This window comes from Peribacillus sp. TH27 (assembly GCF_016650915.1).
Classification (GTDB): Bacteria; Bacillota; Bacilli; order Bacillales; family DSM-1321; genus Peribacillus; species Peribacillus butanolivorans.
On the sequence record NZ_JAEKEV010000002.1, the window covers coordinates 404,693 to 431,014 of the forward strand.

Annotated in this window: 23 protein-coding genes; 3 read left to right on the forward strand and 20 right to left on the reverse strand. The window is 39.1% G+C overall.

The genetic code is table 11. The features are described 5' to 3' along the window. Positions 1-17: 17 nt before the first annotated feature. The 6 genes from JFU24_RS03445 to JFU24_RS03470 all read right to left on the reverse strand — a co-directional run bounded on the left by JFU24_RS03445 (position 18) and on the right by JFU24_RS03470 (position 7,259). Positions 18-665 carry a 3-oxoacid CoA-transferase subunit B gene (locus tag JFU24_RS03445; RefSeq protein ID WP_201180687.1) on the reverse strand — a complete coding sequence of 216 codons (648 nt, stop codon included), beginning with the start codon at positions 663-665 and terminating at the stop codon, positions 18-20. A 17-nt stretch (positions 666-682) separates the two neighbouring features. Then, positions 683-1,378 (reverse strand): CoA transferase subunit A, encoded by a 696-nt coding sequence (locus JFU24_RS03450; RefSeq protein ID WP_201180689.1) that lies wholly within the window; start codon positions 1,376-1,378, stop codon positions 683-685. Between the two features lie 31 nt (positions 1,379-1,409). Further along, positions 1,410-2,795 carry a GntP family permease gene (locus JFU24_RS03455; RefSeq protein WP_201180691.1) on the reverse strand — a complete coding sequence of 462 codons (1,386 nt, stop codon included), beginning with the start codon at positions 2,793-2,795 and terminating at the stop codon, positions 1,410-1,412. Between the two features lie 607 nt (positions 2,796-3,402). Next, entirely contained in the window at positions 3,403-5,073 is a 1,671-nt protein-coding gene (locus JFU24_RS03460; RefSeq protein ID WP_201249509.1) for a sigma-54 interaction domain-containing protein, read from the reverse strand. A 66-nt stretch (positions 5,074-5,139) separates the two neighbouring features. Continuing rightward, a complete protein-coding gene (locus tag JFU24_RS03465; protein WP_201249510.1) occupies positions 5,140-6,315 on the reverse strand; it encodes an acetyl-CoA C-acetyltransferase in 1,176 nt (391 codons plus the stop codon). After that, positions 6,312-7,259, reverse strand: a complete 948-nt coding sequence (locus JFU24_RS03470; protein ID WP_201180696.1) for a 3-hydroxyacyl-CoA dehydrogenase family protein — start codon at positions 7,257-7,259, stop codon at positions 6,312-6,314. Before JFU24_RS03470 ends, JFU24_RS03465 begins: the two co-directional genes overlap by 4 nt. A gap of 263 nt (positions 7,260-7,522) precedes the next feature. Between JFU24_RS03470 and JFU24_RS03475 the strand changes: the two genes are divergently transcribed. Both JFU24_RS03475 and JFU24_RS03480 read left to right on the forward strand, forming a co-directional pair. After that, positions 7,523-8,299, forward strand: coding sequence for a 3-hydroxybutyrate dehydrogenase (locus tag JFU24_RS03475; RefSeq protein ID WP_056519268.1), 777 nt, complete (start codon positions 7,523-7,525; stop codon positions 8,297-8,299). A gap of 764 nt (positions 8,300-9,063) precedes the next feature. After that, the gene (locus tag JFU24_RS03480; protein WP_201249511.1) at positions 9,064-9,321 is read left to right on the forward strand and encodes a GntR family transcriptional regulator; all 258 of its coding nucleotides are present in this window, start codon (positions 9,064-9,066) and stop codon (positions 9,319-9,321) included. Between the two features lie 41 nt (positions 9,322-9,362). Here the strand turns inward: JFU24_RS03480 and JFU24_RS03485 are convergent, their stop codons facing one another. The 14 genes from JFU24_RS03485 to JFU24_RS03550 form a co-directional block, all read right to left on the reverse strand. After that, the gene (locus JFU24_RS03485) at positions 9,363-10,355 is read right to left on the reverse strand and encodes an NAD(P)/FAD-dependent oxidoreductase (RefSeq protein WP_201249512.1); all 993 of its coding nucleotides are present in this window, start codon (positions 10,353-10,355) and stop codon (positions 9,363-9,365) included. 279 nt (positions 10,356-10,634) lie between these two features. After that, complete coding sequence (locus JFU24_RS03490) at positions 10,635-10,889, reverse strand: ferredoxin (protein WP_201249513.1); 255 nt, start codon at positions 10,887-10,889, stop codon at positions 10,635-10,637. A 237-nt stretch (positions 10,890-11,126) separates the two neighbouring features. Continuing rightward, positions 11,127-12,086, reverse strand: coding sequence for a VOC family protein (locus JFU24_RS03495; RefSeq protein ID WP_201249514.1), 960 nt, complete (start codon positions 12,084-12,086; stop codon positions 11,127-11,129). Between the two features lie 45 nt (positions 12,087-12,131). Then, positions 12,132-12,920, reverse strand: coding sequence for an SDR family NAD(P)-dependent oxidoreductase (locus JFU24_RS03500; RefSeq protein WP_242485426.1), 789 nt, complete (start codon positions 12,918-12,920; stop codon positions 12,132-12,134). Between the two features lie 41 nt (positions 12,921-12,961). Continuing rightward, positions 12,962-13,471, reverse strand: coding sequence for an aromatic-ring-hydroxylating dioxygenase subunit beta (locus JFU24_RS03505; protein ID WP_201180703.1), 510 nt, complete (start codon positions 13,469-13,471; stop codon positions 12,962-12,964). 21 nt (positions 13,472-13,492) lie between these two features. After that, the gene (locus JFU24_RS03510) at positions 13,493-14,794 is read right to left on the reverse strand and encodes an aromatic ring-hydroxylating oxygenase subunit alpha (protein WP_053345929.1); all 1,302 of its coding nucleotides are present in this window, start codon (positions 14,792-14,794) and stop codon (positions 13,493-13,495) included. A 46-nt stretch (positions 14,795-14,840) separates the two neighbouring features. Continuing rightward, entirely contained in the window at positions 14,841-15,626 is a 786-nt protein-coding gene (nadX, locus tag JFU24_RS03515; RefSeq protein ID WP_201224666.1) for an aspartate dehydrogenase, read from the reverse strand. Positions 15,627-15,642: 16 nt separating this feature from the next. After that, positions 15,643-17,088 carry an aldehyde dehydrogenase family protein gene (locus tag JFU24_RS03520; RefSeq protein WP_201249515.1) on the reverse strand — a complete coding sequence of 482 codons (1,446 nt, stop codon included), beginning with the start codon at positions 17,086-17,088 and terminating at the stop codon, positions 15,643-15,645. Positions 17,089-17,101: 13 nt separating this feature from the next. Then, a complete protein-coding gene (locus tag JFU24_RS03525; RefSeq protein WP_201180707.1) occupies positions 17,102-18,790 on the reverse strand; it encodes a thiamine pyrophosphate-binding protein in 1,689 nt (562 codons plus the stop codon). Positions 18,791-18,821: 31 nt separating this feature from the next. Beyond that, complete coding sequence (locus tag JFU24_RS03530; protein WP_201180710.1) at positions 18,822-19,613, reverse strand: SDR family oxidoreductase; 792 nt, start codon at positions 19,611-19,613, stop codon at positions 18,822-18,824. 154 nt (positions 19,614-19,767) lie between these two features. Continuing rightward, complete coding sequence (locus JFU24_RS03535; protein WP_242485269.1) at positions 19,768-20,802, reverse strand: VOC family protein; 1,035 nt, start codon at positions 20,800-20,802, stop codon at positions 19,768-19,770. 29 nt (positions 20,803-20,831) lie between these two features. Then, positions 20,832-21,365, reverse strand: a complete 534-nt coding sequence (locus JFU24_RS03540; RefSeq protein WP_053345923.1) for a cupin domain-containing protein — start codon at positions 21,363-21,365, stop codon at positions 20,832-20,834. Between the two features lie 316 nt (positions 21,366-21,681). Then, positions 21,682-22,491, reverse strand: coding sequence for an IclR family transcriptional regulator (locus JFU24_RS03545; protein ID WP_201180712.1), 810 nt, complete (start codon positions 22,489-22,491; stop codon positions 21,682-21,684). Between the two features lie 314 nt (positions 22,492-22,805). Next, positions 22,806-23,612, reverse strand: coding sequence for an alpha/beta fold hydrolase (locus tag JFU24_RS03550; RefSeq protein WP_201224670.1), 807 nt, complete (start codon positions 23,610-23,612; stop codon positions 22,806-22,808). A gap of 1,092 nt (positions 23,613-24,704) precedes the next feature. On the opposite strand from JFU24_RS03550, the gene JFU24_RS03555 reads away from it, so the two are divergent. Next, positions 24,705-25,994 carry an MFS transporter gene (locus JFU24_RS03555; RefSeq protein ID WP_201224672.1) on the forward strand — a complete coding sequence of 430 codons (1,290 nt, stop codon included), beginning with the start codon at positions 24,705-24,707 and terminating at the stop codon, positions 25,992-25,994. The last annotated feature ends 328 nt before the right edge of the window (positions 25,995-26,322 follow it).

Below are 26,322 nucleotides of genomic sequence, written 5' to 3' on the forward strand. Positions count from 1 at the left end.
CAAATTGACTTTTTTACTTACCCCTTTATTTCTAAAGACGAGCTTACAGTAAAGTCAGCCTCTGTATTGCGTTTCACTTGATCAAGTGTAACGCCGTTCTGCAATTCGATCAATTCCATACCTGCTTCTGAAAATTGAAAAACAGCCAAGTCAGTAATCAGGCAATGGATGACATTCTCTCCCGTCAATGGCAGTGTACAGCTCTTTTTCACTTTTGATTCCCCATGCTTGTTCACATGATCCATAATGACAACGATTCGTTTTGCCCCTTGGACGAGGTCCATCGCCCCACCCATTCCTTTTACCATCTTCCCAGGGATCATCCAGTTAGCTAAATCCCCTTTTTCGGAAACTTCCATTCCACCTAAAATGGCAAGATCGATATGTCCGCCGCGAATCATCGCGAACGACTCAGCACTATCAAAAAAGGAAGCCCCGGCTTTTGCCGTTACTGTTTCCTTTCCTGCATTAATCAGATCCGGATCCACTTCATCTTTATTTGGATAAGGCCCAATTCCAAGTAAGCCATTTTCTGATTGAAGCATGACATTGAGGTCACCAGGAATCATGTTAGCAATCAAGGTCGGCATGCCGATTCCTAAATTCACACACATACCATCTTGGATTTCTTTTACGGCCCGTTCTAATATTTGTTGTCTTGACATTCGAAAACTCCCCCTTTTTATACGTTAGTGGTTGTAAGTTTTTCAATTCGTTTTTGATAATGGTTTCCTACAAAGATTTTTTGTACATAAACCCCAGGAGTATGAATTTCATCTGGATCAAGCTCTCCAATATTAACAAGCTCCTCCACTTCGGCAATCGTGATTTTCCCCGCGGTGGCTACAACTGGGTTAAAGTTTCTTGCCGTTTTTCTATAAATGAGATTACCAAACGGATCTGACTTCCATGCTTTGATAAAGGCGAAGTCCCCGACTAGCCCTTTTTCCATAATGTATGTGCGACCATCAAATTCCTTATGTTCTTTACCTTCAGCCACTTCTGTCCCAACTCCAGTAGCTGTATAAAAAGCAGGAATACCTGCTCCACCCGCTCTTAGACGCTCAGCAAGCGTCCCCTGAGGAACTAGCTCAACCTCCAGTTCTCCATTTAAAAATTGTTGCTCAAACAGTTTATTTTCACCTACATAAGAAGCAATCATTTTTTTGATTTGCCTATTCTCCAACAATAGTCCGAGACCTGCATCATCGACTCCACAATTATTGCTGATAACAGTCAAATCTTTTACTCCTTTATCACGCAAAGCATGAATTAGATTTTCTGGAATTCCACTTAATCCAAAACCGCCAACAACAATCGTTGCTCCATCCTCAATTTGTTGAATGGCACTATCCAAAGAAGACAATAATTTTCCCATTTTCTCCATCTCCATTTCTTAGTTTATTCTTTTAAATAAACAGTGATGCTGAAAAAGCAAGGATGAACACTGTAACCGTTTTCAAGATCGTAATAACAAATATGTCTTTATACGATTGCCGATGTGTCAATCCTGTAATCGCAAGTAATGTAATAACGGCACCGTTATGTGGAAGCGTATCCATCCCTCCGGATGCCATGGAAGCAATACGATGAAGCATTTCCGGGCTGAACCCAACAGTTTGTGCCACCTGCAAGTAATGACTTCCCATTACCTCTAATGCAATGGAAAGTCCACCAGAAGCAGATCCGGTAATTCCTGATAGCACATTGACAGCGACTGCTTCCGAAACGAGTGGATTGCTGCTTGCGTTGAACACCCAATTTTGAATCACAGAGAAACCCGGAAGCGTTTTCACAACATTTCCAAAACCAACCTCAGAAGCGGTATTGAAGATTGCTAGCAAAGATCCCATTGCAGCAGCTGTTAAACCACTTGCCAGTTTGACCTTTATGCGCCCAACATTCAGAAGCATCGCTGCTAGGATCCCGATTGTCAGTGCAACAATTAAAGACCAAGAAGAAGTTACGGAGCTTACATCAGCGATATTGAAGGTTTCCTTTAACATCGTGCCATCATACCAGTTCTTTACGGAAATAGCACTGCGACTGAAAGCGAAGTTGAACGCAACTACAAGCACAAGTGGTACGATGGACAGCCAAAAGTTAGGCAGGTTTTGCTGTTCGCCACTTTCGGGTTCATTAGTATGTCCTTCCCCGTAACCTTCACCTTTTGCTAACGCTTGTTTACGACGATGTTCTAACCAGATCATTCCACCTGTGAATACCATGATTGCGCCAATGATTCCGATTAATGGTGCCGCATACGTATCTGTTCCAAAATAATTCGTTGGAATGATGTTTTGAATCTGCGGTGTTCCAGGAAGCGCATCCATCGTATAAGTGAAAGCACCCAGTGCTATGGTTCCTGGCAATAACCGCTTTGGAATATCCGCCTCTTTATAAATCGCTGCAGCAAATGGATAAACTGCAAAGGCTACAACAAACAGTGAAACCCCACCATATGTCAGCGCTGAACAGGCTAGGACTACAGCAAGAATGGCCCGCTTTGAACCTAGTGATTTAACGATGGTCTTGGCAATAGATGCTGCTGCACCACTCATCTCCATTACTTTCCCAAATATAGCACCTAATAGAAATATTGGGAAGAATGATTTTACATAATTTGCTGCATATGTCATATATGTCTCTGTATAGCTCGGTAACAAATGACCACCAGATAAAATGACCGCCAATAATGTAACAAGCGGTGCTATAATAATGACCGGATAACCTCTATAAGCTAAAAAGATTAAAAGTCCAAGAGCCACAACAATGGCTAAAATTTGAATCACCAATACAATTCCCCCTTTTCTCTTCTCCCTATGCCCCCAAATTCACATTTTCAATCGGATTTTACAATTCGAGCCTGCCTTCCCCAAGTCAAGCTGAATGATTATACTACTACTTCCCCCAATTGATAATGCTTTCAACAAACTATGAAACTTTAAAATTGCTCCCTATCCATTTTCCCAATCGTAGCCCTTTGTAAAATGACAGATGGACCATTCAGTAAAATACATATGCAATATTCGTGCCAACATAATTAAAATTTAAAATCACTCATCTATTAAAGCATTTCAAATCATTTTCCTTCCCCTTTTTATTAACTGTAGAAGCTAAAATCCTCTAAAACTGTTCAGGTTTCTTTACACTCTATTTATAACCTCAAAAAAAGTGTAAGCCTTTTCATACACTTTTCAAATTACCTCTCGTTTAATGAACGGATTTCTTAACACATTCATAAAAAATCCAAACAAAGAAAACTCGCCGACTTACACAAGTGTCGTAGGTTCCTAATAAAGACCACTACGAAACATCTATATTAATCCTCTAAAAGAGGTTGTTCAAAAGTATAAAAAAGTACCCGTTGCAAATGCAAGGGTACTTTTCTACAATCATAATTCATAAACCATACTTATTCATCTTCTCATAAAGTGTCGTCCGACTCACTCCGAGCCGCTTTGCCGTTTCGGATTTATTACCTGAAGTCATTTCCAGACAAGAAAATATTGTAGCACGTTCGGTTTCTTCCATTACTTCGGCTAAAGTGCGGATTGGGGCTAGTTCTTTGTGACCCGTTATTTCTTCAGGAAGATGCTTGGAATCTATCATTTCCTCTTCATCAACTATATTCAACGCGCGTTCAATGATATTTTCCAGCTCACGAATATTACCCGGCCACTTATAGAAACGAAGTAGCCGTAAAGCTTGATCACTCATACCCTGTACACGCTTTTTCATAAGGTTTTGGTATTTTTCAACAAAATAATTCACCAGAATTTCAACGTCCTCTAATCGCTTCCTTAAGGACGGAACGTGAATTTGCATGACCTTTAACCGATAATACAAATCAAGCCTGAACTCACCTTTTGAAACCATTTCTTCTAGATTGCGGTTCGTTGCCGCGATTACCCGTACATCAATCTGAACACTGCCCGTAGAACCGACCCGTTCAATTTCTTTTTCTTGTAAAACACGAAGTAATTTCACCTGCATATGCAGTGGTAGCTCACCGATTTCATCAAGAAAAATTGTCCCGCCATCAGCTGCTTCGAACTTACCTGCCTTCCCGCCTTTTTTTGCACCGGTGAAAGAACCCTCTTCATAGCCAAAGAGCTCTGACTCTAGCAATTCTGCTGGGATAGCTGCACAGTTCACTTTAACGAATACACCCATGGCTCGTCTGCTTTCATTATGAATGGAATGGGCAAACAGCTCCTTACCTGTTCCGCTTTCACCCAGTATCAACACATTTGAGTCACTTTTAGCTGCAATTCTGGCTTGTACTTTTACTTCCATAAGAGCAGGACTTTTCCCCATAATATGATCAAACGTATAGGATGCTTTATTTCTCTCGCGAAAATCACCTTTATACTTTTTTAGCTCTATTTCCAATAAGTTTACCCGTTTGGAAAGAGCCGTAAATTGCCCGACATTTTTAAATAATATTTTCCCGACCGCCCCTACGATTTTACCTTGTTTCAGAATCGGGGAACGGGTCGCAATAATGTAATTATCTTTAATTTTTTGTAATTCAGCGACTTCCTGTTTGCCAGTTTTGGCTACTAAATGCATACGGGTATTTTCGATGATTTCCGTTACATGCTTCCCAATTGAGCTTTCCTGATCGACCCCAAGAAAATCAGCATATGCATGGCTCAACATTTGTACATACCCTTCCGTATCGACCATAACCAAACCATCATAGGCAAATTCAATAATATCTTTAAAAAGGATTTCTTCATGATTATCAATATTAAGAAAATCATTTTTATTGTTCGTAAATAACAGGAAATAAAATTGATACTCCTCATCAGCCACTTGAACAATCTCTTTTCTAACAATCACATTATTACCGTTCAAATAAATAGGCGTATTTACAGCTGACAATAGATTTTTTTTAATAATCAACGTTGTTTGCTGATCAAATTGATCCTCTGAAAACCCCTCAGATAATACGCGATTGTAAAGGACGATTTCTTTTTCGTTTTTCGTTACCAAAATCCCAAAAGGTAATTCTTCCAATATCGCTTTTACTAATTCTAATTGAACCGTTTTATTATCATTGGCCATACCTATTCTCCTTAATCCATCTGATGTTTACCCATTATATCATAGGAAAATAAGACCAAGTCACCTTTACCGTTCAACAATCAGCGCTGTACCCTGCCCGCCACCAATACATAAAGTAGCAAGGCCCGTTTTTGCACCTCTACGCTTCATTTCATACAATAATGTAACTAAAATCCGCGCACCAGAAGCACCTACAGGATGGCCAAGTGCTATCGCACCGCCATTAACATTCACTTTTTCTGGATCCAGTTCAAGGTCCTTCAGCACAGCGAGTGACTGTGCCGCAAAGGCTTCATTCACTTCCATTAAATCAATTTCATCAATTTTCAATCCCACTTTTGCTAAAGCTTTTTTTGTCGCAGGTACTGGACCGTATCCCATGATTTTTGGATCAAGCGCAGCGTTAGCATATGACTTGATAGATGCTAAAATTTCCAGTCCCAGCTCGTCAGCTTTTTCTTTAGACATCAATACCAGCATCGCACTGCCATCATTGATTCCAGACGCATTTCCGGCCGTAACCGTTCCATTTTCCTTAAAAGCAGGTCGAAGTTTCGTTAGCTGGTCTATCGTTAGCCCATGGCGTGGATGTTCATCTTGGTCTACTAAGACCGTTTTTCCTCTGCGTTTATATTCAACAGGGACGATTTCATCTACAAATCGACCTTCAATTTGGGCCTTTTCAGCTTTCAACTGACTATGTAAAGCAAATTCATCCTGCTTTACACGACTGATTTCCCACTGTGCCGCAATATTCTCGGCAGTTACACCCATATGATACTGATTAAAAACATCCGTTAAGGCATCATAAGTCATTGAATCCACGACCTCTGCATTCCCCATCTTCTGTCCAAAACGGTAATTCGGAAGTAAATACGGGGCATTGCTCATGCTTTCAATACCCCCAGCAAGAATCACATCGGCATCACCAAGTGCTATGAATTGGGCCCCCATAATTACCGTACGGAGCCCCGACCCGCAAAGCTTATTGATGGCCATAGCTGGTGTTGTTTCCGGGACCCCTGCATGAATCGCAACCTGACGTGCCACATTTTGCCCTAACCCGGCCGATAGAATATTCCCAACCAATACCTCATCGATCATGTCAGCCGAAATATTGGCCCGCTTAATTGCTTCTTTAGCTGCTACCACTCCCAGTTCAACCGCTGAAACATTGGCAAGACTACCTCCAAGCGTACCAACTGGTGTTCTTGCTGCTCCTACAATCACTACTTCTCTCATAATACTTCCTCCTTCTCCATTTTTAATTTTCCTAGTTTAATAAAATTACGGTCCCTCTCATTGATTTTCTGAGAAACGGTAGATTCCTCATAAGTGAAAATCCCTTCACCTGACTTCGCCCCAAGCTTCCCCTTTTCCACTAAATCCCGAATAATGATCGGGGCTTGCTTACTTTGGTCCAACTCTGGTGCAACATTATCAAAAACGCGCTGCCATGTATCAAGTCCCCCAAAATCAGCAATCTCGATTGGCCCAGTAAACGCCCAGCGAAATCCAGGTCCCGCTGTAATGGCTGTATCAATATCCTCAGCAGTGGCTACGCCCTCTTTTAAGAGATAAAAGGCTTCCCGCATCAAGGCAGTCTGCAGACGATTGGCAATGAATCCTGCTATTTCTTTTTTTAAAAGAATCGGAGACTTGCCTATTTTACGAATTAAATCAAGTGTAGCCTCGACGACTTCCGGCTTTGTTACATTATGCTGAACAATTTCAACTAAAGGAACCAGATGCCCAGGATTAAAAAAATGCGCGATTATCATCCGGTCCGCAAACGAAGCAGTCTCCATCAATCGAGAAATCGGGAAGGTGGATGTATTTGAAGCAATAATTGCATCCTCTTTCACTATTTGCTCCAATTGTTGATAAAGGTCCAACTTCAATTCAATGACTTCCGGAATAGCCTCAATTATAAAGTCAGCATCCTTGACGGCCTCCTTCAAGTCAACCTTATATGTAATATTAGATAAAGCACCCTGCTTTTCCTGTTCAGTCATAGCACCTTCTTCAATGAGCAGGGATAGATTCTCAGATATTCGATCTTGAGCTTTCGATAGAAACTCTTCTTTAATATCGTTGATAGTGACGAAATACCCGCTAACTGCGAATGACTGAGCGATTCCACTCCCCATTACACCTGAACCGATAATTGCTATATTTTTGATCATCTCGTTTCTCCTTTCTTATCCATGATATTTCCTACATTTTACTCAACTTATATACATGCAATATCCATGCCAACACTAAGAGAAAATAAAAATCTTTTGTTATTTTAAAAATTATGATAGACTCTAAATCAATAACCATCCCCCCATATTTTTATTACCTTCCCTTGATATTTTAAATTTGCTTTCATATGAATATTCCCTATATATCAAACTAAACTTTTTGACAGATTTAGACCGTTACATTTTTTTTGGAGGAATGTAATATGGTTAAAGATAAAGTGGCGATCATTACGGGGTCTGCTAGAGGAATCGGTTTTGAAATTGGAAAGATCTTTGCTGAAAATGGAGCAAAGGTCGTTCTTTCAGACCTTAATCAAATTACAGTTGAAGATGCAGCTCTAGATTTAAGAAACAAAGGCTTGGAAGTCACCGGCTTTAAAGCAGACGTAACAAATGAAGAAGATATTATTCAACTAATCAAACAGACCAAAAGGAAATATGGCCGAATTGATATTTTCATTAATAACGCTGGACTTCAGCATGTTGCTCCGATTGAAGAGTTCCCAACTGAAAAATTCGAACAGATGATCAAAATTATGCTAACCGCTCCATTCATAGCAATTAAAAACGTTTTGCCCATTATGAAAGAACAAGGATTCGGCAGAATCATTAATATCTCTTCCATTAATGGACTGATTGGATTTGCTAATAAAGCAGCGTACAATAGTGCAAAACACGGTGTAATTGGATTGACGAAAGTCGCCGCCCTTGAAAGCGCATCTTCGGGAATAACAGTAAACGCCCTTTGCCCAGGATACGTGGACACACCTCTCGTACGCGGCCAACTGGAAGATCTAGCAAGAACAAGACAAGTGCCACTAGAAAGCGTTTTGGAAGAAGTTATCTATCCGCTCGTCCCACAAAACCGCTTACTCGACGTAAGCGAAATCGCCGACTATGCCATTTTCCTAGCAAGTGACAAAGCCCGAGGCATCACCGGCCAGGCTGTTGTGTTGGATGGTGGTTATACAGCTCAATAAAAAGAAAAGAGCTCCTACCAGAGGATTATAACCCGGATAAAGGACACTTAATAAAGCGCCCTTTATCTGGGTTTTCTTTATCCTACGAAGGAAACAAATAATAAATAAGGTGTTATTTTTTATTGACATTAAAAATGGTAGGTCATATCCAAACAAAAAAGAAAGAAAAAAGAGTTAGTAGCCATTAACCACTCACTCCGTAGATTTCAATTTCATAGGTACAAAATAAATTCATACTATTTAATCTTAAAGTTATGATTGAGAGTGCCTAAAAATTTAAGAAGTTCTCAAATTTAAATTGGAATAATTTCTAAAAAAACGTCTTAAAAATCTCTTGGTGCTGACTACATTCATTGCAGATATATTCTATTTCTAATGCATCTTCTCTCACTGTATGAACTGTCTCTTTTTTACAAGTTTTACAAAATCTTTCTTCGTATATTTCTTCCATTACTAATCACTCTCCATGTTCATATTGTCTTTTTTTACATTATTTTGTGTAGCTATTATATTTTGTGAATAATTTAAGGAAAAATACCATTTTTTCCTGAAGGACCTCCATAATGAAAAAGAAGAAAAGAATTCAGAGACAAAAAAACAACATTATGATGCGATTCCTAGTAACAAGAAGGCTCTGGGTGTCCATATATACGTATCGGCATTTGGTTATAGTAACTTATACCAGAGGCTTTGAATGACTTCAAATGAGTTTTAATATACAATTAATATACATGTATATTAATTGTATATTCGAAGGGAGCACCATGGAAGCAAACCATTATCAGTATATTAAAGAGCAAATTGAATATTATTCATCTAAACCCTTAAGGGAAGCAATATTTTACGTTGTTAAGAATGCAATTATAGAAGGGGTATTTTTACCTGGGGATCGTTTAACGGAAGATGATATCGCCCAACAATTTAACTGTAGCCGTACACCGGTTCGTGAAGCATTGAGAAAATTGGAACAGGAAAACATTCAAGGGTATGGTCAAAAAATACTACTTTACCATTACCCTTGAAAATCACTTTTAAGACTACAATTTAATGCACTACTAGCAAATCATGCGAATAAGGAAGTACTATGCATTGGCTGAACTTTGGCTTTAGGATCAATATAGGCTTTAGCATTATTGACTGCAGTAGGACCTTCACCAAATCCTGTTGTAATTAATTTAACCTTTCCTTCATACGTACAAATATCCCCGGCAGCGTATATGCCTGAAATATTTGTTTCTTGCTTGGAATTAACTATAATTGAATTTTTCTCAAGTTTTAGACCCCATTCTTTAATTGGGCCAAGAGAGGAAATAAAACCATAGTTAACAATTAGGTCATCTATATCAACTAGTTCTTTTTGTTGAGTCTTAGTGTGTTCTAAGACAATTTTAGTGATTTGATCTGCTCCTACCAGCTCTGAAGGAACATATGGTGTTTTGACTTCAACAGACGAATTCATCAATTGGTTTACACTATGTTCATGAGCACGAAATTTATCTCTTCGATGTATCAATGTTACTTTTTCAGCGATAGGCTCAAGCATAAGTGCCCAATCAAGAGCCGAATCTCCACCGCCTAGAATCGCTACTTTTTTTCCTTTGAATCGAGTCATGTCATTCACAAAATAATGTAAATTCTTGTTTTCAAACTGTGTTGCATCTTCTAGTTCTAATTTACGAGGCTGAAAAGCTCCATTCCCTGCAGTAATAATAACTGATTTAGAAAAATGAGTATCTAGGTTTGTAGTGATTTTAAATGTCCCATCTTCTTGCTTTTCAATCAGTTTAACCGCTTCGTCAAGACAAATCGTCGGTTCGAATACCTTCATTTGTTCTTTTAAATTCTCTACCAATTCTTGAGCCCGTACTTTTGGAAATCCAGCTATATCATAAATGAATTTTTCAGGGTAAAGAGCGGTGAGTTGTCCTCCCAATTGTGGAAGACTCTCTATGATTTTCACCTTTGCTTGCCTCATTCCACCATAGAAAGCTGTAAATAAACCTACTGGACCGCCACCAATAATTGTAATATCATCAATCTTCTTTTCTTCTATCATCAGTAATCACCTCGAGTTATACCCTATTAGAATCAATCGTTCTTCTTTCTGGTCATGGATCTATAAATCTTGAAGGGCGGACTTGCCATATTTCTAGTGATATTTCTCATTACCTGATAAGTGATAACAAAATACAAGGAGTCAAAAATGTTAAATATCCGGCTTATGCTTTTCAATGTAGCAATAATAAATAATGTCAAACTAGCGACTTTATTTTCCTTACTAAAAAATAACATGATTCTAAGGAATCATATAAACCTGGTACTAGTTGAGACCATTTTAAGATATCTCCAGTTTAAAAGGATTGCCATCAAAAGAAGCTTGGGCTATTTTTATAGATTCGGTTGGACATCCTTCTAAAGCATCTAGCACATTCTCCTCTAATTCATCAGGGATGACCGCTGTTCCTTCATTATTATCTAATGTAACAAATGCAATACCTTCTTCATCGTAATCATAAATTTCAGGAGCTGTAGCTCCACATGCTCTACAAGCAATACAAGTTTCTTTATCAACAATCGTATAATTAGCCATTTCCCCTCGTTTTCTCTCCTTTCTAAGTTCCAGTTTCTACCCAAGGCTCATACAAATCTGGTTGTAGAAATCTGGCTATTTCCTATGCTTTTTCTATTTACTCATTCTTGTTCAGATTTTCTATGTTTCCAAATTAATGCTTCACTGAGTATTGATAATTACTCATTATGTAAGTCCTAAGTGTTCAGACACTTTAATATGAACACATATTTTAGCTGGTAATTGAATGACATTCGTTTACGTATCAAAACGTTCTAGCAATTCAATAATCACTTTATATGTCGATGTCGTGTCCATATATGCATATCGTCCTTTTCCGTTATAAAAGTTACCTGTCTGAATGACCGGATAACCCATTTTTTCCAACATCTTCATTTTCTCATCCATATCTTTTACGACAAACGAGATATGGTGAACTCCTTCCCCATACGTTTCAAGATGATGCTTCCAAGTACTCGGAGAATCGCCCGGCTCAATCAATTCAATTTGAATTAATGGCGTATTGAAAAATATATATCTTGATTTTCCTTCGGTAGGCTTTCCTTTGTAAATCACATTTGTTACCTCAGGGGAACCAGAGTGAATGATCGACGGTTTTTCCATATCTAGTAATCTACAGTAGGCATCCGCAGCCGCATCAAGGTCTTTAACGACAATTGCAAGCTGTTCTACTTTGTTAGTCCCTAAAAGCGGCTGAACGCTATCATCTTCCGGTTTTTCCCACACTGTTTGCCTCGGTTCTGCACTCTCAAGCAGTTCAACTAACGTTTTATGATCATCTAGTGTATCTACATACACGTACCGGCCGTCACTCGAGGTAAATTCACCTGTTTGCAATACTGGATATCCACTTTTCTCCATCACAGGAAGCCTCTTTTGGATAGAGTCAACATCAAAAGCAATATGATGAATTCCTTCACCTACTGTATCCAAAAACTCACGCATTGTTCCTGGATTTTTATCCGGTTCTATGAGTTCGAATTGGACGGTTGGTGTATTAAGAAAAGCCAGTTTAGATTTTGAATCTGTTGGTTCACCTTTAAAAATCACCTTCGAAACAGTACTGTCACCAGTTAGAAATGGTTCAACCTTCTTAATGCCTAACAATTTTGTAAAAGCTACATTAGCAGATTCAATATCTTTTACAACAAATGCAAGCTGATTAATATTTCTATTGCCTAATAGTGATTCAGTCATGTTTATAAACCTTCTTTCTAAAGTCTATTTATTCTAAACATTCATTCAGCCAAGTCCCCTCACTGACAATCCACCATCACTAGAAATGACTTCACCGGTAATCGCGCGCGCTTCGTCAGAAGCTAACAGTACATACGCAGCAACGTGATCTTCTGGCAACTGGGCAAGTTGAAGTGGGTTTCTTTTTTTAATGCTGCTTGCTTTTGTATCATTATCCACGACTTTAACAAATGGGCTCAGAGGTGGAATGACCGATAATGCTGTCAGTGTGCCACCAGGCGCTACAGCATTTACCCGAATATTTGGAGCGAGTTCGAACGCAAGTTGGCGCATTAATCCGATTTGAGCGTGCTTGCTTGCTGTGTACCAAACGCCACCTCCATCAGGATAGAAACTTGCACCAGATACAGTAAAAATAATATTGCCATTAGATTTCTGCAGTTCTTCAAGTGCTGCTTTCGCACCGAAGAAAGAGCCTTTAACGTTAATATTGAGCAGGAAATCATATGCTTCGGAAAGTGCATCGGGAGTTACGTCGGCAAATTTAGCAAATCCATCGAAGACTCCTGCATTAGCGACGAGAACATCTAACTTCCCAAATTGCTTAACAGTGGCCTGTACAGCCTTCTCATTGTCTTCGTATTTACTTACATCTCCTTGGTTAATGAGAATTTCTTCACCAAATTCCTCTTTCATTTTCTTTAGCGTTTCTATAGAGCGGCCGATAATGCTGACTTTTGCCCCTTCTTGTATAAAACGTCGAGTGACAGCTTCTCCTATACCCGAATTACCACCAGTAATCAACACTACTTTATCTTTTAAGGCCATTGCCATTGTAACCAACCTCCTTGTTATCTTTTTTACGATACTTACTGTTATACGAAGATAGCGAGGTTCCTTGTATTTATTGTTGTTTGATCAACAATGAATATCCGTTTGGAAAGTTTCCATTTACCATCTTCGAATATGAATTCATCATTTCGTTCCCCCGAAATCAAATCGTGTTGAATATCAGTGCTACGGCTTCGATAGATAAGTAGATAGCTCTTAACGACCGCCTTTTCACCTTCAACAAAGTCTTTAACACGCACGTTGCTGACAAAACGCCGCGTTCTGGAAGGAGGAATTTCTGCCCATGCATAATCCGTTTTCAAACGATCTACGCGGAGCTTAAGTAATTCAATATCATCATTAAATGTAAACATTTTAGTTGAATAATCCGGACGTTCAACTCCTTCCTTATTGACACGTACAGGCATTTGATAACACAAACTCGAATGCATTAGATCGAACCATTCATCAAATTCAATATCATCAAGTAATTGTGCTTCATCATACAACCACTGTTCAAATTCACATTTAACAAGCATTTCTTCCACTTTCATTTTTCTTCCCCCTCCCGCTTATCATTTCGTCATTAATTCCAACCAGTATTTATAAAAATTCCGTTGACTTGCTTCTGTAAATTTATCATCGTAAGCAACACCTGGTCCGATAAAATCAACAGGTTCGCGATGAAGACCCATTGTATAATTATAAGTTAAATTCTTTAGAAAAGGCATCGGACCCTGGGCGGCTTCAGTAATGTCCGTAAATACTTCCGTGTCATCTTGCTCAAAAATGCCAGATGGGCTAAACGTCAAGATAAACGAATCTCTTGAACGATCTTTCCAATCTTGAGAGGCGTTTTTTTCAACGAGCATCCAAGCGATTACTTCCATCTTATTGTGACCAATTGGCCGCCACATTCTAATTGAAGTGTTAGAGATAAACTGGTCTTTAATTTTTGTATGAGAAATTAAAAATGATAAGTTCGGGAAAACGTTTCCAATCATATTTTTTAAGTTTGATAATACTTCATATTGTTCTTCTGACAAATTACTTTTAAATTCATTTTTCAATTCTTCCGGGAAAGCAAAATCAGGGTTAGGTGTTCCTAAGTTTAGTCCATGTCCGTTTTCCGTATGAATTTGAAAACCACGCTTTGAATACGTTGCATTAGGTACCATTCCTAGTTTTGCAATTGAACCATGTGTGACCATCGTATGATAGGAATCACCAACAAAGTTATCAGAACCTACTTTCCAGTTAGAACTAACAACAAATCGTTGAGGGACCCCGATTACTTCCATTTCTGCCCGTCCTACAAGGATATCTAAATACCATTTAATATCACCTAGAAACTCTTCAAGCGGCTCTACATCTTCATTCCATGTTCCAAATAAAAGACCTTTATAGGATTCAAGCTTCACTTGGTGAAGCCCCATTTGTGAACGATCAAGCGTCCCGCCATAAATATCTTTTTGAAGTGGCACACCCACAAGCTCTCCTGTGTTTTTAAAGTTAAATCCATGATATGGACACGTAAATAAAGTCTTGTTACCTTTGTCAGCCCGACAAAGTTTCATTCCACGATGGGTACACATATTATAAAAAGCACGAATTCCCCCTTCATTATCACGTGTAATAATGAGCGAATATCCTGCGAGGTCACGTGTCATGTAGTCTCCTTTGTTCGGGACTTCAGATTCATGACCGACAAAGACCCATGTTTTCAAAAATACTTTTTCATGTTCTATATCGTAAACCGTTTGATTGCCTAGGAGGTAAGCAGGTATTACTCCTTCCTCTGGTTTGACCGTTTCGTTCAAATAGCTAACAACTTGCTGTTTCGACATTTCTTCTATGGATTTATCAGTTTTAAGCATACTTTTAGTCTCCCCTCTATGAACATGAAATGACTTAAATCAATTATTACCCAATTTGAACACTCTTCTCTTTGTTTTGCAGAGTAGCCAATACACTTAACGCAGCTAAGTAACTCGTTTTCGGATTGTTTGGCATTGGATCATTTTCTACTTCAAGTTTAAGTTTTCCGAATGAACCTGACGCTTCAATAAGATGAATATTTTTCAATACATATGGATCGGCAATGATTTTCACTTTCGTCTTTTCAGACCCGAGACCAGCCAAAGACAATACAATAGCAACATTAATATTTCTCGGAAACTGCTTAATTGCTTCCGCAGCAGAACCTTCGAATAATACCGTTTCTTCTTCTAATGAAGAACCTGCAGGCAACGCGCTAGGCGGTTTTCTCGTTGTAATACTCACGGATTCAAGTCCATTAACTGCTTTTGCCGATTTAAGTACATCGAGACCTCCGATTGCACCGGACGGGAGGAAAATATTAACGTTATTTTTTTGGCAGAGGCGTTTAATATTGTCTTCATAAGCAGCATCGGCCATTACACCTATGCTGCTTAATAAAAGATTTTTTCCGCTTTTTATCACTTTCAATGCGTACTCTTCAGCAGCTTCAATTGTCGCTGCTTCTATGACTAAATCCACATCTGAATTAAGGAGAGAGTCAACATCACTATACGACTGTGTCCCAAATTCTTCAACTAGTTGAGCTGCTATTTCTTCACGGCGTGCATAAATCGAAACGATTTTCCCTCCTGGAAGAAGTCCGTCTTTATTTATTGCCTGAAGCAGAAATTTCCCGATATTACCGCATCCAATTAGCCCTAGTTTCATGTAATTTCATCCTTCCTCAATCAGCAAACCCATATGAGTCTGCAAAGAATTCAAGTCCACAATGTCTCGTTTCGCGGGAAACACCACTTTCTTTTAAACCAGGAAAATCGAGGGCCAATTCGTTGAAAACGGTATGGTTATTATGGAAAACCGCTCCTGCTTCGAGACGATCGGCCATCGCTATAGCTAATTCTTCATTCACAGTCCAAACAGACGCACGCAAACCAAATTCACTATCATTCGCTAACCTTACCGCTTCATCAACATCAGAGAAAGGCAAAATAGGGATGACTGGTCCAAATTGCTCGACCCGGACCACTTCGCTTTGCTGATCGACTCCTGTAATAATAGAAGGAAGCATATAATAACCTTGATCCCATGTTTCTGGATTAAGTTGTATCCCAGTAGTGACAACTTTTCCACCAGACTTAGCCGTACGTTCGATCAACTCATTCACAAAGTCAAACTGTGCTTTATTATTCAATGGCCCCATTGTTACATCAGGCTGAATGCCATCACCAACCACGACTCGGCCAAACTCTTTGGTTAATTTTTTCACAACTTCGTCAAAGCGTGATTCATGGACATACACTCGTTTAACAGCAGAGCATACTTGGCCTGCAGCTCGTAAAATACCCATTCTCAAACGTTTGATTGCTGCTTCATCCATGTTGGCATCTTCCAAAATAATAGCAGGATCATTACCTCCAAGTTCCATATAAACTTTTTGTAGATTTCCTGCTGATTTCTTCATAATTTCTTTTCCAGTTTCTGTACTGCCGACAAAAGCAACGGTACGCACACGAGAATCAGAGCAAAGTGTGTCTCCGATTGCTTTTCCTGAACCAGACACAATATTAATGACTCCTGGCGGAAAATGTTCAGCTACCACTTTTAAACAAGTCATTATCGTTAACGGACAATTTGTAGCAGGTTTCACAACAACAGTATTGCCTGCTAAAATCGCTGGTATGACTCGTTTAAATGTCAAAATCATCGGAGAGTTCCACGGTGTGATGATTGCCGTGACACCTCTCGCTCTTCTTCTGACTTGTACATTTTGATTTCCTGGGAGCACTTCTGGTTGCCACCAGTTAAGTACCTCTGTTGCACAACCCTTCATGACCTCAACACAACGTAGTAAATCCTTTTTAGCTTCAACAAGCGTTTTTCCATTTTCTCGAACAAAAACTGTGACATTTTCCTCAATTATTTTAGCCAGTTCCTCTGCCGCTGTATTCATCCGGGTAGCCCGGTCCTTTACATCAGAGCGAGACCAGGTTTCATAAGCCTTCACTGCCACTTCTATCGTTTCATTTACGATTACTTCAGAACAAATTGCCACTTGGCCGACTACTTCTGACGTGTTTGCGGGATTGATTACATCAACTGTTTCTGTTATTTCTTTCCATTCTCCATTAACAAGGTATTTACCTGAAACAACCGGATATGTCGAAATCATTCTCAATCCTCCATTAAAGTTTTTTTGGTTTAAATGCTTCGGCTGCTCCTGGAGGTCCACCAAACGGCTTTGCCATTGGTCCCACAGCTTCCATATCAACAACGATCATTGAAGGCTTACGTCTTTCTTTTGCTTTTTTCAGTTCGCTTACAAATTCATCCCCAGAACCAATCCGTACAGCATCAAAGTGCATGGACTCAGCAAGTTTCACAAAATCTGGACTCAATAAATCAACTGCTACCTGGCGCCCATAGGCAGCTTCTTGAATATTGCGGAGAACACCGTAGCCTGAGTCATCAAATAATACAATGATAACAGGTAAATTTTCTTCAGCTGCAGTAACCATTTCCCCGACATTAACCATAAAACCACCATCTCCAGCCATCAGCACAACTGTTTTATCTTGACAGCCCATTTGGGCGCCAATAGCTGTTGGAAGGCCTTGACCAATTCCGCCACCAGATGCATGAATTGAGGTTCTCGGTTCATAAATTTCAAATAAACGGCTGCCCCAAACGTTTGCCTGAACAGTAACATCTCGAACAATAATGGTATCGTTCGGCAAATTTTCTCTCATGCCATCTACAAATTGCTCATACGGTCCAAGCGTTGCACGCAGTTGTGCGCGCACTTCATTTCTAAGTGAACGGACTTCACTTACATAAGAAGGATCTGCATAAACTGACTTTTCTTCAAGCTTTTGAATGAGGGCCGCTAACATATCTTTCGCATCGCCAACCAAACCTATTGTCGACTTATAGTTACGGTTAATTGCCTGCAAATCTGCATCGATTGCAATATGCTCTTCAGGTACTGGTACTTTCCAGTTGGACGTTTCATTCCCTCTAAAACGAACACCTACGCTGATTAACAAATCCGCATTTTGCAAAAACTCTTTTGTGGACTCATAAGCCGCGAAATGTCCTATGCATTGCTCGTGGTTTTCGGGAATCGAACCTTTTCCTGATTGGCTTGTTATAACTGCTGCACCAAGAAGTTCCGCCAATTTTTGCAGCTCTTGCGAAGCATTAGCACTTATGACACCACCTCCGGCCCAAATCACTGGACGGCGCGCTTCAACCATTTTTTCCACGGCTTGTTCAGGAATAAATGCCGTTGATTGTTTTTCAGATGTTGCAACTTGTATTCCATCGAGAGAAATATCCTCAATAATTGCCGATTGATAGTCAATTGGAATTTCCAATGTAACTGGTCCAGTTGGCGCAGTTAACGCTTCTTGAATCGCCTTTCTTACAACCGCAGCTGATTGTGCCGGATTTCTAAGCCTTACAGCATTTTTACAAGCACCGCTCATCATCGAGAGCTGGTCTTTACATTCATGTATGTATCCTCTACCTGTTCCAAGATATGTTGAAGCGACTTCGCCGGTAAGATGAAGAAGGGGAACACCAGCGGCCCAAGCTTCTACTAATGAACCTGCTGCATTTCCTGCTCCTGTACCTGTACTAGTAATTACTACACCTAGTTTTCCAGTCGCACGTGCATAACCATCGGCCATATTGACTGCACCGCTCTCTCCACGTGAACAGATGAGTTTAATGCTTCCTTCTCTAAGAATCGCATCATAGATAGGCATATTATGAATACTGACAATCCCGAAAGCAGCTTCTACGCCAGCTTGCACTAGCTCTTTTACGATGGAATCAGCGGTCGTAAACTCTATTTCTTCTTGTTTTTTCATATTGTTATCCTACCTTTTTTAAGTAATATTATTAAAGCGCTTTACCGATTGCTCCTGCAGTTTCAATCGTCGATCCAGCTACATAACTAGCTTTATCTGAAGCAAGAAATACAATAACACTAGCGACTTCTTCCGCCTCACCTACACGGCCAAGTGGAATATTCCGTTTTTTCGCAAGATCTCCATAATATTCTTCCGGATCCATATCAGGTGCATTTTTCAATCTTCTGCGCTCCCATTGATCAGTCCGTATCAATCCGAGGCTAACTGAGTTCACCAAAATATTGTCAAAGGCTAGTTCCTGAGATAGCGTTTTGCTTAAATTTAAAAGACCCGCCCGTGCTGCTGCCGTCGCTACCATGTGACGCTCAGGTTCTTTTGCAAGCGTTGCATTAATATTGATAATCCGCCCGCCACCCCGTTTAACTAGATGTGGATGCGCAGCACGAACGGCATATATGATAGCAAAAAACTTTAATTGAATTTGTTCATGCCACTGTTCATCTGTAATATCAAAAAAGTAACCCATCACGCTTTGTCCAGCTGCATTCACCAATATATCGATCCCGCCAAACTTTTCTGCAGTACCATTAATAAATGAATCCACATCCGATTTAGAAGTAACATCACAAGTTGATGCCAAAATATTTTCTTTGTCCCCAAATGACAGCAAGTGACTTTGGGCATTTTCCATACGATCTTTGCTTCTTCCGCAGATAGCTACTTTTGCACCTTCACCTAGAAACATTTCTGCTGTTTTTAATCCAACACCAGACGTGCCTCCCATAATAACAGCAACTTTCCCTTTCAAGCCTAAATCCATCTCGTCACTCCTTTTATAACAGGTTTTTCTTACACGATATAGGGCTAAAAAAGAACAAGATGTTACATCTCAAGTGAATCTATAACGTCCTGCCCGATGACAATGGGAGGTAAAGAATTCCGCGAATTATATCTTTTTCCACTCATCTTTGACCTCATTTCCCTCCAATTAACGAAACATCAACTTTAGAATCTACCCAGCCTAGATCCGGTTCCCCCCCCATTGCTTTACGGGCTTCAGGCTTCGGGGGTCCTGCAATACCCCATTGATCCATTAAGTGAGGTACTCGTTTCCAAACACGTGCTCTCCACTCAGATTCATCTTCAATCGTTTCGAGATAGCATGTATACTCCATAACAAAACCGCCTAGATCCTGGAAATAACAGAAAATATTGTCTCCCGGCCCATGACGTCCAGGTCCCCAAAGTTCTGACAGTCCTGCTTTTCGAACGTTACTTATACCACGCATTAGTTCATCGACAGAATCAACCTCATAAGCAATATGATTGACTGAAGCATGTTCATCTTGGTTGAATGCTATGGAGTGGTGTTTCCGGTTGCACCTTAAGAAAGACATTTGGTGCTCGCTCCAATCAGTAACTTTAAAACCAAGTACATTTGTATAAAACTCTACAATCATATCTAAGTTTTTTGTATTCATGACGACATGATTCAATTTCACAGGATCTACATTTTTCTTGTTCCAAATTGACGTTTGAACTTCCACCCATGCTGAAAGCTCAATAACACGGTTTTCAGGATCAATAAATCGAAGTCCATAACCAGCACCAGCTTCATCCAAATACCCGGGTTGTTCGATAATACGCACGCCTTTTGATTGTAATATTTCAGCTGCACGATCCACTGCGTTTTTATCGACCATTCCAAATGAGATGTGGTGCAAACCACGCTTTTCTCCTTTGTAAAGGCTTAAAATATGATGTTCTGGGCCAGCCCCGCGAAAATATACTGTATTCTCTTCTTCTGGAACATCCACTCTATCCAAGCCCCAAACCTTCTCATAAAACTTTGCCTGTTCTTCAAAGTTCGGAGTGATCAAACTAATATGCCGTAAATGAGTAATTCCAAGCATCTTTTTATGCCTCCCATTAAATAGATTGCTTTTTTGATAGATTGTCTTGCTCACCTTTAACAATCTAATCGAAAGGGGCGCCTCATTATTTTTCATAATGTAGGTGCCCCTCTTCTTTTAATTGATCAGTCTTTAATGATGGCTTCTCTTTCCTTGGACCGTTGTTTTCGTAATTCTTCAAGCTCGCTACCTTCTGGATATGTTGGCAAATTAGGCTTCACCGCTCCAAGCATAACAAGCATGCGCGCCTCTTCTTTCCCATCATTTCTAATTCCCCGATACACTCCCGGAGGGCTGCTTATGCAGTCTCTTGCACTCAATTTAATCTCATGTACTTCGCTGTAGCTGTCTTCTTGAATCAACGCTGTAACTTCTCCCTCAAGAATGAAAAATACTTCTTCTACATCATCGTGGAGATGTAACGGCCCGACACATCCCGGAGGAAGCACCATTGTACTTAGTGTAAAATGTTCCCCTGCAATTACATTTGTATCATTATTCGCTGTGGCACCTCGTCCAATATATCTCATTTGAGCACGTCTATAAGCTGGATCAATTTCCTCTTGGAACTTTAAGACGTTCCAATCGAGTGTACGGTCTTCCAAGCGTGCAACATATTTTTTTTCAAATTCTTTCACCGAAAAAGTTTCATTTGTCATTTTAAAAATCCTCCCTTATTTGTTGTTTCTAAATCTCATATTGTTTCATAAGCAAAACATTGTTTTATCTATGAATTAATTCTAAAATGAAAGCCCTTCATTGTCAAGATAAGTTTTTAGAATATTTGAAACTTTGTTTATAATCAAAACAACCCTTTTTATGAACATATGTTCAAGCGCCTTATTCAACAGGGGGCTGGAACTATAACATTCATAAATTTTTTTAAAACGACAAAAAAGTGCGGATACCCATAAAGACTGGGTACCCACACTTTTGAAAAAGGTTATTCATTTTTCAGATTAAAAATCCAGCTTTTTAGACGTCCTTATGATGAAACATATTTCCTCCACTGTATCCCATATGAGAGGATAGCTGTTGAGAAACTTCCAGTAATTTCGGCAAGGCAATTTTATCGATAAAATCTTCCTGATAAGCAGATTCTGTTGCCACCACATTCAAAGCAGCCAATACTTTTCCAGTCCGGTCAAATATCGGCGCTGCTACAGAACGGATACCAGGGTGAAACTCCCCGCTTGTCATCGAATATCCTTTTTGCCGAATAGTTTCCAACTGCTTCTGGAATTCCCCCGGCGCTGTAAGGGTTTTGTCTGTATAAGGAGTGAGGTTAGTGATTTGGAACATTTGCATTAACATTTCTTTTGGCTGATAGGCCAGCAGTAATTTCCCATTGGCTAATGCGTGTGCTGGTAGTCGCAAACCAATGTTCACATTGACAGCTGATACACCTCTGATTGGGGCACTACCTACATATACCACTTCCTGACCATCCAAGATGGACAAATGACAAGATGCTCCGATTTCATCACGCAGCGTCTCCATATAAGGTTGGACAATTTCCTGGAATTTCAAGCTGTTTAAATAACTAAAACCCAATTCAAGCACTTTTGGCGTTAAATTATAACGTTTTGTATGTTCATCCTGAGACAGGTACCCAATATTTTGTAGTGTAAATAATAAACGATATGGCACCGTTCTGCTTACTCCCAGTTGTTTCGCTATTTCTGAAAGCGATAAACTCGGCTGTGATTCATTAAAAAGCTTAATGATTTCCAATCCTCTTACTAATGAATTGGCACTATACTTCTCTTTCTCTTCGCTTGCCATTCAAGTATTCCTCCCGTTGTAAATTCATTACATTTCGGCGTCGCAAAAAACTATGCAGAGGAGATACCTTCAACTATTTTAATCTTTTCTACACTGAAATAAAAAAAGATAGAGACAATTTAGAAATCTATCTTCATGCAACCATTCATCGATTAAGAAAAAGTAGAAAAATGTAATTCCCGACTTCAACATAGCTTTATCACAGATCACCTGAAACTTAGAAAAGGACATGCAGTAAAATGTCCACCGTTCTCTGCAGTTTTCCTAGAAAATTTTCTTGTTTTATTTATTTCCTTTTTTGTTTTTGTAAGCATTTATTTCTGACCTACCGGTTGTTTCTGTAAAAACTCAGTGACATATTTATTGAACACTCCAGGATCTTCTTGATAGCATAAATGACCTGTATTCGGAACGATGGCAAACTCTGATTTCGGAATCAATTCATGAAAAATCTTTGATTCACTTACCGGTGTGACCTGATCCAGCTCTCCACACATAACAAGTGTCGGAATAGATATAGAAGAAAGTATCTCCATTTGGTTTAAATTTGATAAAGAGTAGGAAACAGACCGGTATCCAGGCGGTCGCACTTGCGACATAATTCGTTCTGCTTCTTTCACTACCTCAACTGGTGCATTTGGCGACACTAACGCTTTCACCCTTTTTTTCGCAAGTTCACTAGGCTTTAACGTATCGATAGAGTGTAATCTACTCTGAAGCTTTCTTTTATTTTCTTCCGGACTTACTCCGGCTGCTCCACGTGTCGCATCTGATATAATCAGCGCCTCTACCATTTCTGGAAAACGGTTCGTAAAATCGATTGCAATTGCCGATCCCATTGAATGCCCGAGTAGGTAAACTGAGTGCAGCCTCAGACTCTCCAGGAATTCTTTCAATACATCTGCAAACTGGGAAAATTCTTGAAATTCTTCTTTTGGATCGGAACTTTCACCATACCCAGGTGCGTCCCAAGCAATTACTCTAAATTCTTCCTTCATCTGACTGAGTTGATGTCCCCAAGATTGAGAATTATTTCCCAATCCATGTAGAATAACAAGCGCTTTTCCTTCACCAGATTCCCGATAATGAATCGAGTATTCTTCTAATTGACAAATTGGCATCCTTTTTAACCTCACAATCTTTTCACTTTCACTAATAAATAGATTTTAATGTATATTTTTAATTAAAACATATTTCCGTATATAAAACTAATTGGGGGGCCCAGTTTTATTGTCGTAAATGAGGGAAGAACTTCTTATTCCCAAAGTTACAGTTAACTACACAAACTTTACTAAAAATATAAATTTAATACACTGAAGGTAAAATATTGATTTAGTGTATCTAGTAACATTTTCTACTATTTATCTAATCATTTCCAGTAATAAATATTTCATATACAAAACATTATTAATATATAAATTATAGATTTTTCTTAATTTAAATTCAATATGAATAAATCAGAATCTTTCGATTTAAGTTTGAGTAACCTTTTTGGACGCAAAAAAGTCATATACACATTTCTAATTAGTCTCTGTTGTATCACCCAAAGAAATGGACAATACTAGTTTTTTTGTTTGGCAGTATTAATATCAGGGCAAGTAACTTCTTCCATTCAGGATGTTAATTCTTATGTACCTCGATAAATCCCTTAAAATCTTTCTCAGTGATTTCCCTTAAATTGTTATGGTCTTTTTAAGATTTCAACTTTCTTCCTTAACAGAAAGTTTCCCTCTGCATGTTGACTAAGAAAGCACTCTTCCCCTACATCAATAGATGTTTTCTTACCTATATTCTCACGGTCCAAGAATTGCAATCCTTTCAAGTACAAATTAGAAAGACTTATTGTGCCCATGGAAATAAACCGTTTACAAATCACGTGATTTTTTACTTTTTCAAATAAAAAACATCTTTATAAAAATGTTAAAATCACAAAAGTTTATTTATTCAAAAAATATAAAATTATTAAAATATTAAATTGACAATCAATTCTATTTATTTTATCGTTAAGAAAGTAAAACTTTGTTTTCCTAGCAAAACATCACCAGTGCATATTTATCGGTCAGTATTGTGAGGAAAGGCGGGATACAGCTCATTAACGAGAAAATCAAAACTAGTACATATACAAAATTACTTTGATTAGGGCAACCGTAATTCACTTATACTCGATGGTAAGTGTTTTAAGCATGCTTAAAAATCGACAAGGAGATGGTATTATGTTAAATGGGCAAAAAAGATGGTTATATATTGCCGTTCCAATTTTTTTCTTTTGGTTTTTCGGACAAATTGATAAGGTTGGCATTTCCATCATTCAAACAGATCCAGAATTCTTGAATGCACTCGGTATGACAGGCGATGACAAAAATGCAAAGATCGGTCTTCTTTCTTTTGTATTCACCATTGCTTATGGAGTTTCAAATCTTTTTTGGGGCTTCATCATTGACAAATTAGGTGCCCGAAAAACAGCCATCGCCGGTTTATTCGTATGGACACTTACCATGATTGTGTCAGGCCTCGCTAATTCATATGAAATGTTTTTAGTAAGCCGCGTTATTCTTGGTTTTGGCGAAGGGATGATGATTCCTGTATCAGGTAAATTCATTTCTAGCTGGTTTAACAAACGCGAATTAGGACGTGCACAGGCATCATGGCTTACTGGAAACTATTTAGGACCGGCGATTGGAGCCATTGTATTGGTGCTTGTTATTTCCTCTCTCCACTGGCAAGCTGCTTTCTTTATGCTTGCGTCCTTCAACTTATTTATTAATATCCCGATGTTTATATTTATGACAAGAAATACACCAGAAGAGCACCCGCGAATTAGTAAAGAAGAACTGGCTTTCATCCGTCAATCCGATGATGAAGAAAAGGAAGGAAACTCCTCTGTGAATAAGAGTTTCACTCAGGATTATCGTTTCTGGATTGTCTGGTTTGGCATGCTTGTATGTTCTTTTCTTTTCTTTGGAATTAGTATTTGGCTCCCTACCTATCTTATCGAAGCTAAAGGATTCGAAAAAGAAGGGATGTCAAGCATTACTTCCCTCTCCTGGTTATTTGCTTTAGGATTTGTCCTAGCCTGCGGTTTTCTGGCCGACAAGACGAGGCGTCCAAGTTTGATGGCCTCGATTTTATTTTCAATGACTGCTGTCTTTTTGACAGTAGCAGTTTTCATCCCAAATCCAATTATAGCGGGGATTTGTATGGGACTGGCAATGGGATGCCAAGGCGGTGTGTTCCATCTAAGTAATATGCTCATGGTAAAATACTCAACACCCGAAACAGCAGGCCGGGCAGCTGGTCTAATAGGATTTACAAATATTATGGGTGGCTTTTCAAGCTATATCATGGGTTGGCTTCGTGACTTATCAGGCGGGGACTTCAGTACATCAATTGCGATGCTGATTTTTGCAGCTATTTTAGGTTTAGGTGCTTATATATTCTCAATCAAGAAGGAAGCAGCTGAACTTCATTTAACACCCTTGTCTGCACAAAAAATTCAATTATAAAAAGAGGTCGGAGGCTCCTAGTCTCCGACCTCTTTCATAGATTTTCTAAACCCTGATATATCAAGGATATTATTATCTTGAGCAGGAATATGTGCAATTGCCAATATCCCTATTCTGTTATTTCATGAAGCTGCCCTAGTACTTTGAGTTTTCATACTCTTGTACCTTGGCAGCTTTCATTGTTAGGTTGATAGTACGCTTTAGAAAAGCAAATCAAATTTTTGCACTTCTCTTCAAAGTACAATCCCAGAGTTTGAACCGACATTGCATCTAAACCGCTTGCCAGGCTGCAGTTGGATGATGTTAATATGGCCCAAGAAAAGGAAAA

What these genes read in the sequence shown, in the direction of transcription:
- JFU24_RS03495 (WP_201249514.1), bottom strand. Translation starts at nt 12,086, where the DNA reads ATGACTGAATCACTATTAGGCAATAGAAATATTAATCAGCTTGCATTT.
- JFU24_RS03460 (WP_201249509.1), bottom strand. Translation starts at nt 5,073, where the DNA reads ATGGCCAATGATAATAAAACGGTTCAATTAGAATTAGTAAAAGCGATA.
- JFU24_RS03520 (WP_201249515.1), bottom strand. Translation starts at nt 17,088, where the DNA reads ATGATTTCGACATATCCGGTTGTTTCAGGTAAATACCTTGTTAATGGA.
- JFU24_RS03525 (WP_201180707.1), bottom strand. Translation starts at nt 18,790, where the DNA reads ATGAAAAAACAAGAAGAAATAGAGTTTACGACCGCTGATTCCATCGTA.
- JFU24_RS03450 (WP_201180689.1), bottom strand. Translation starts at nt 1,378, where the DNA reads ATGGGAAAATTATTGTCTTCTTTGGATAGTGCCATTCAACAAATTGAG.
- JFU24_RS03480 (WP_201249511.1), top strand. Translation starts at nt 9,064, where the DNA reads ATGGAAGCAAACCATTATCAGTATATTAAAGAGCAAATTGAATATTAT.
- JFU24_RS03475 (WP_056519268.1), top strand. Translation starts at nt 7,523, where the DNA reads ATGGTTAAAGATAAAGTGGCGATCATTACGGGGTCTGCTAGAGGAATC.
- nadX (WP_201224666.1), bottom strand. Translation starts at nt 15,626, where the DNA reads ATGAAACTAGGGCTAATTGGATGCGGTAATATCGGGAAATTTCTGCTT.
- JFU24_RS03535 (WP_242485269.1), bottom strand. Translation starts at nt 20,802, where the DNA reads ATGAAAAATAATGAGGCGCCCCTTTCGATTAGATTGTTAAAGGTGAGC.
- JFU24_RS03545 (WP_201180712.1), bottom strand. Translation starts at nt 22,491, where the DNA reads ATGGCAAGCGAAGAGAAAGAGAAGTATAGTGCCAATTCATTAGTAAGA.
- JFU24_RS03550 (WP_201224670.1), bottom strand. Translation starts at nt 23,612, where the DNA reads ATGCCAATTTGTCAATTAGAAGAATACTCGATTCATTATCGGGAATCT.
- JFU24_RS03505 (WP_201180703.1), bottom strand. Translation starts at nt 13,471, where the DNA reads ATGAAAGTGGAAGAAATGCTTGTTAAATGTGAATTTGAACAGTGGTTG.
- JFU24_RS03555 (WP_201224672.1), top strand. Translation starts at nt 24,705, where the DNA reads ATGTTAAATGGGCAAAAAAGATGGTTATATATTGCCGTTCCAATTTTT.
- JFU24_RS03490 (WP_201249513.1), bottom strand. Translation starts at nt 10,889, where the DNA reads ATGGCTAATTATACGATTGTTGATAAAGAAACTTGTATTGCTTGTAGA.
- JFU24_RS03510 (WP_053345929.1), bottom strand. Translation starts at nt 14,794, where the DNA reads ATGCTTAAAACTGATAAATCCATAGAAGAAATGTCGAAACAGCAAGTT.
- JFU24_RS03530 (WP_201180710.1), bottom strand. Translation starts at nt 19,613, where the DNA reads ATGGATTTAGGCTTGAAAGGGAAAGTTGCTGTTATTATGGGAGGCACG.
- JFU24_RS03465 (WP_201249510.1), bottom strand. Translation starts at nt 6,315, where the DNA reads ATGAGAGAAGTAGTGATTGTAGGAGCAGCAAGAACACCAGTTGGTACG.
- JFU24_RS03485 (WP_201249512.1), bottom strand. Translation starts at nt 10,355, where the DNA reads ATGATAGAAGAAAAGAAGATTGATGATATTACAATTATTGGTGGCGGT.
- JFU24_RS03500 (WP_242485426.1), bottom strand. Translation starts at nt 12,920, where the DNA reads ATGGCAATGGCCTTAAAAGATAAAGTAGTGTTGATTACTGGTGGTAAT.
- JFU24_RS03470 (WP_201180696.1), bottom strand. Translation starts at nt 7,259, where the DNA reads ATGATCAAAAATATAGCAATTATCGGTTCAGGTGTAATGGGGAGTGGA.
- JFU24_RS03540 (WP_053345923.1), bottom strand. Translation starts at nt 21,365, where the DNA reads ATGACAAATGAAACTTTTTCGGTGAAAGAATTTGAAAAAAAATATGTT.
- JFU24_RS03445 (WP_201180687.1), bottom strand. Translation starts at nt 665, where the DNA reads ATGTCAAGACAACAAATATTAGAACGGGCCGTAAAAGAAATCCAAGAT.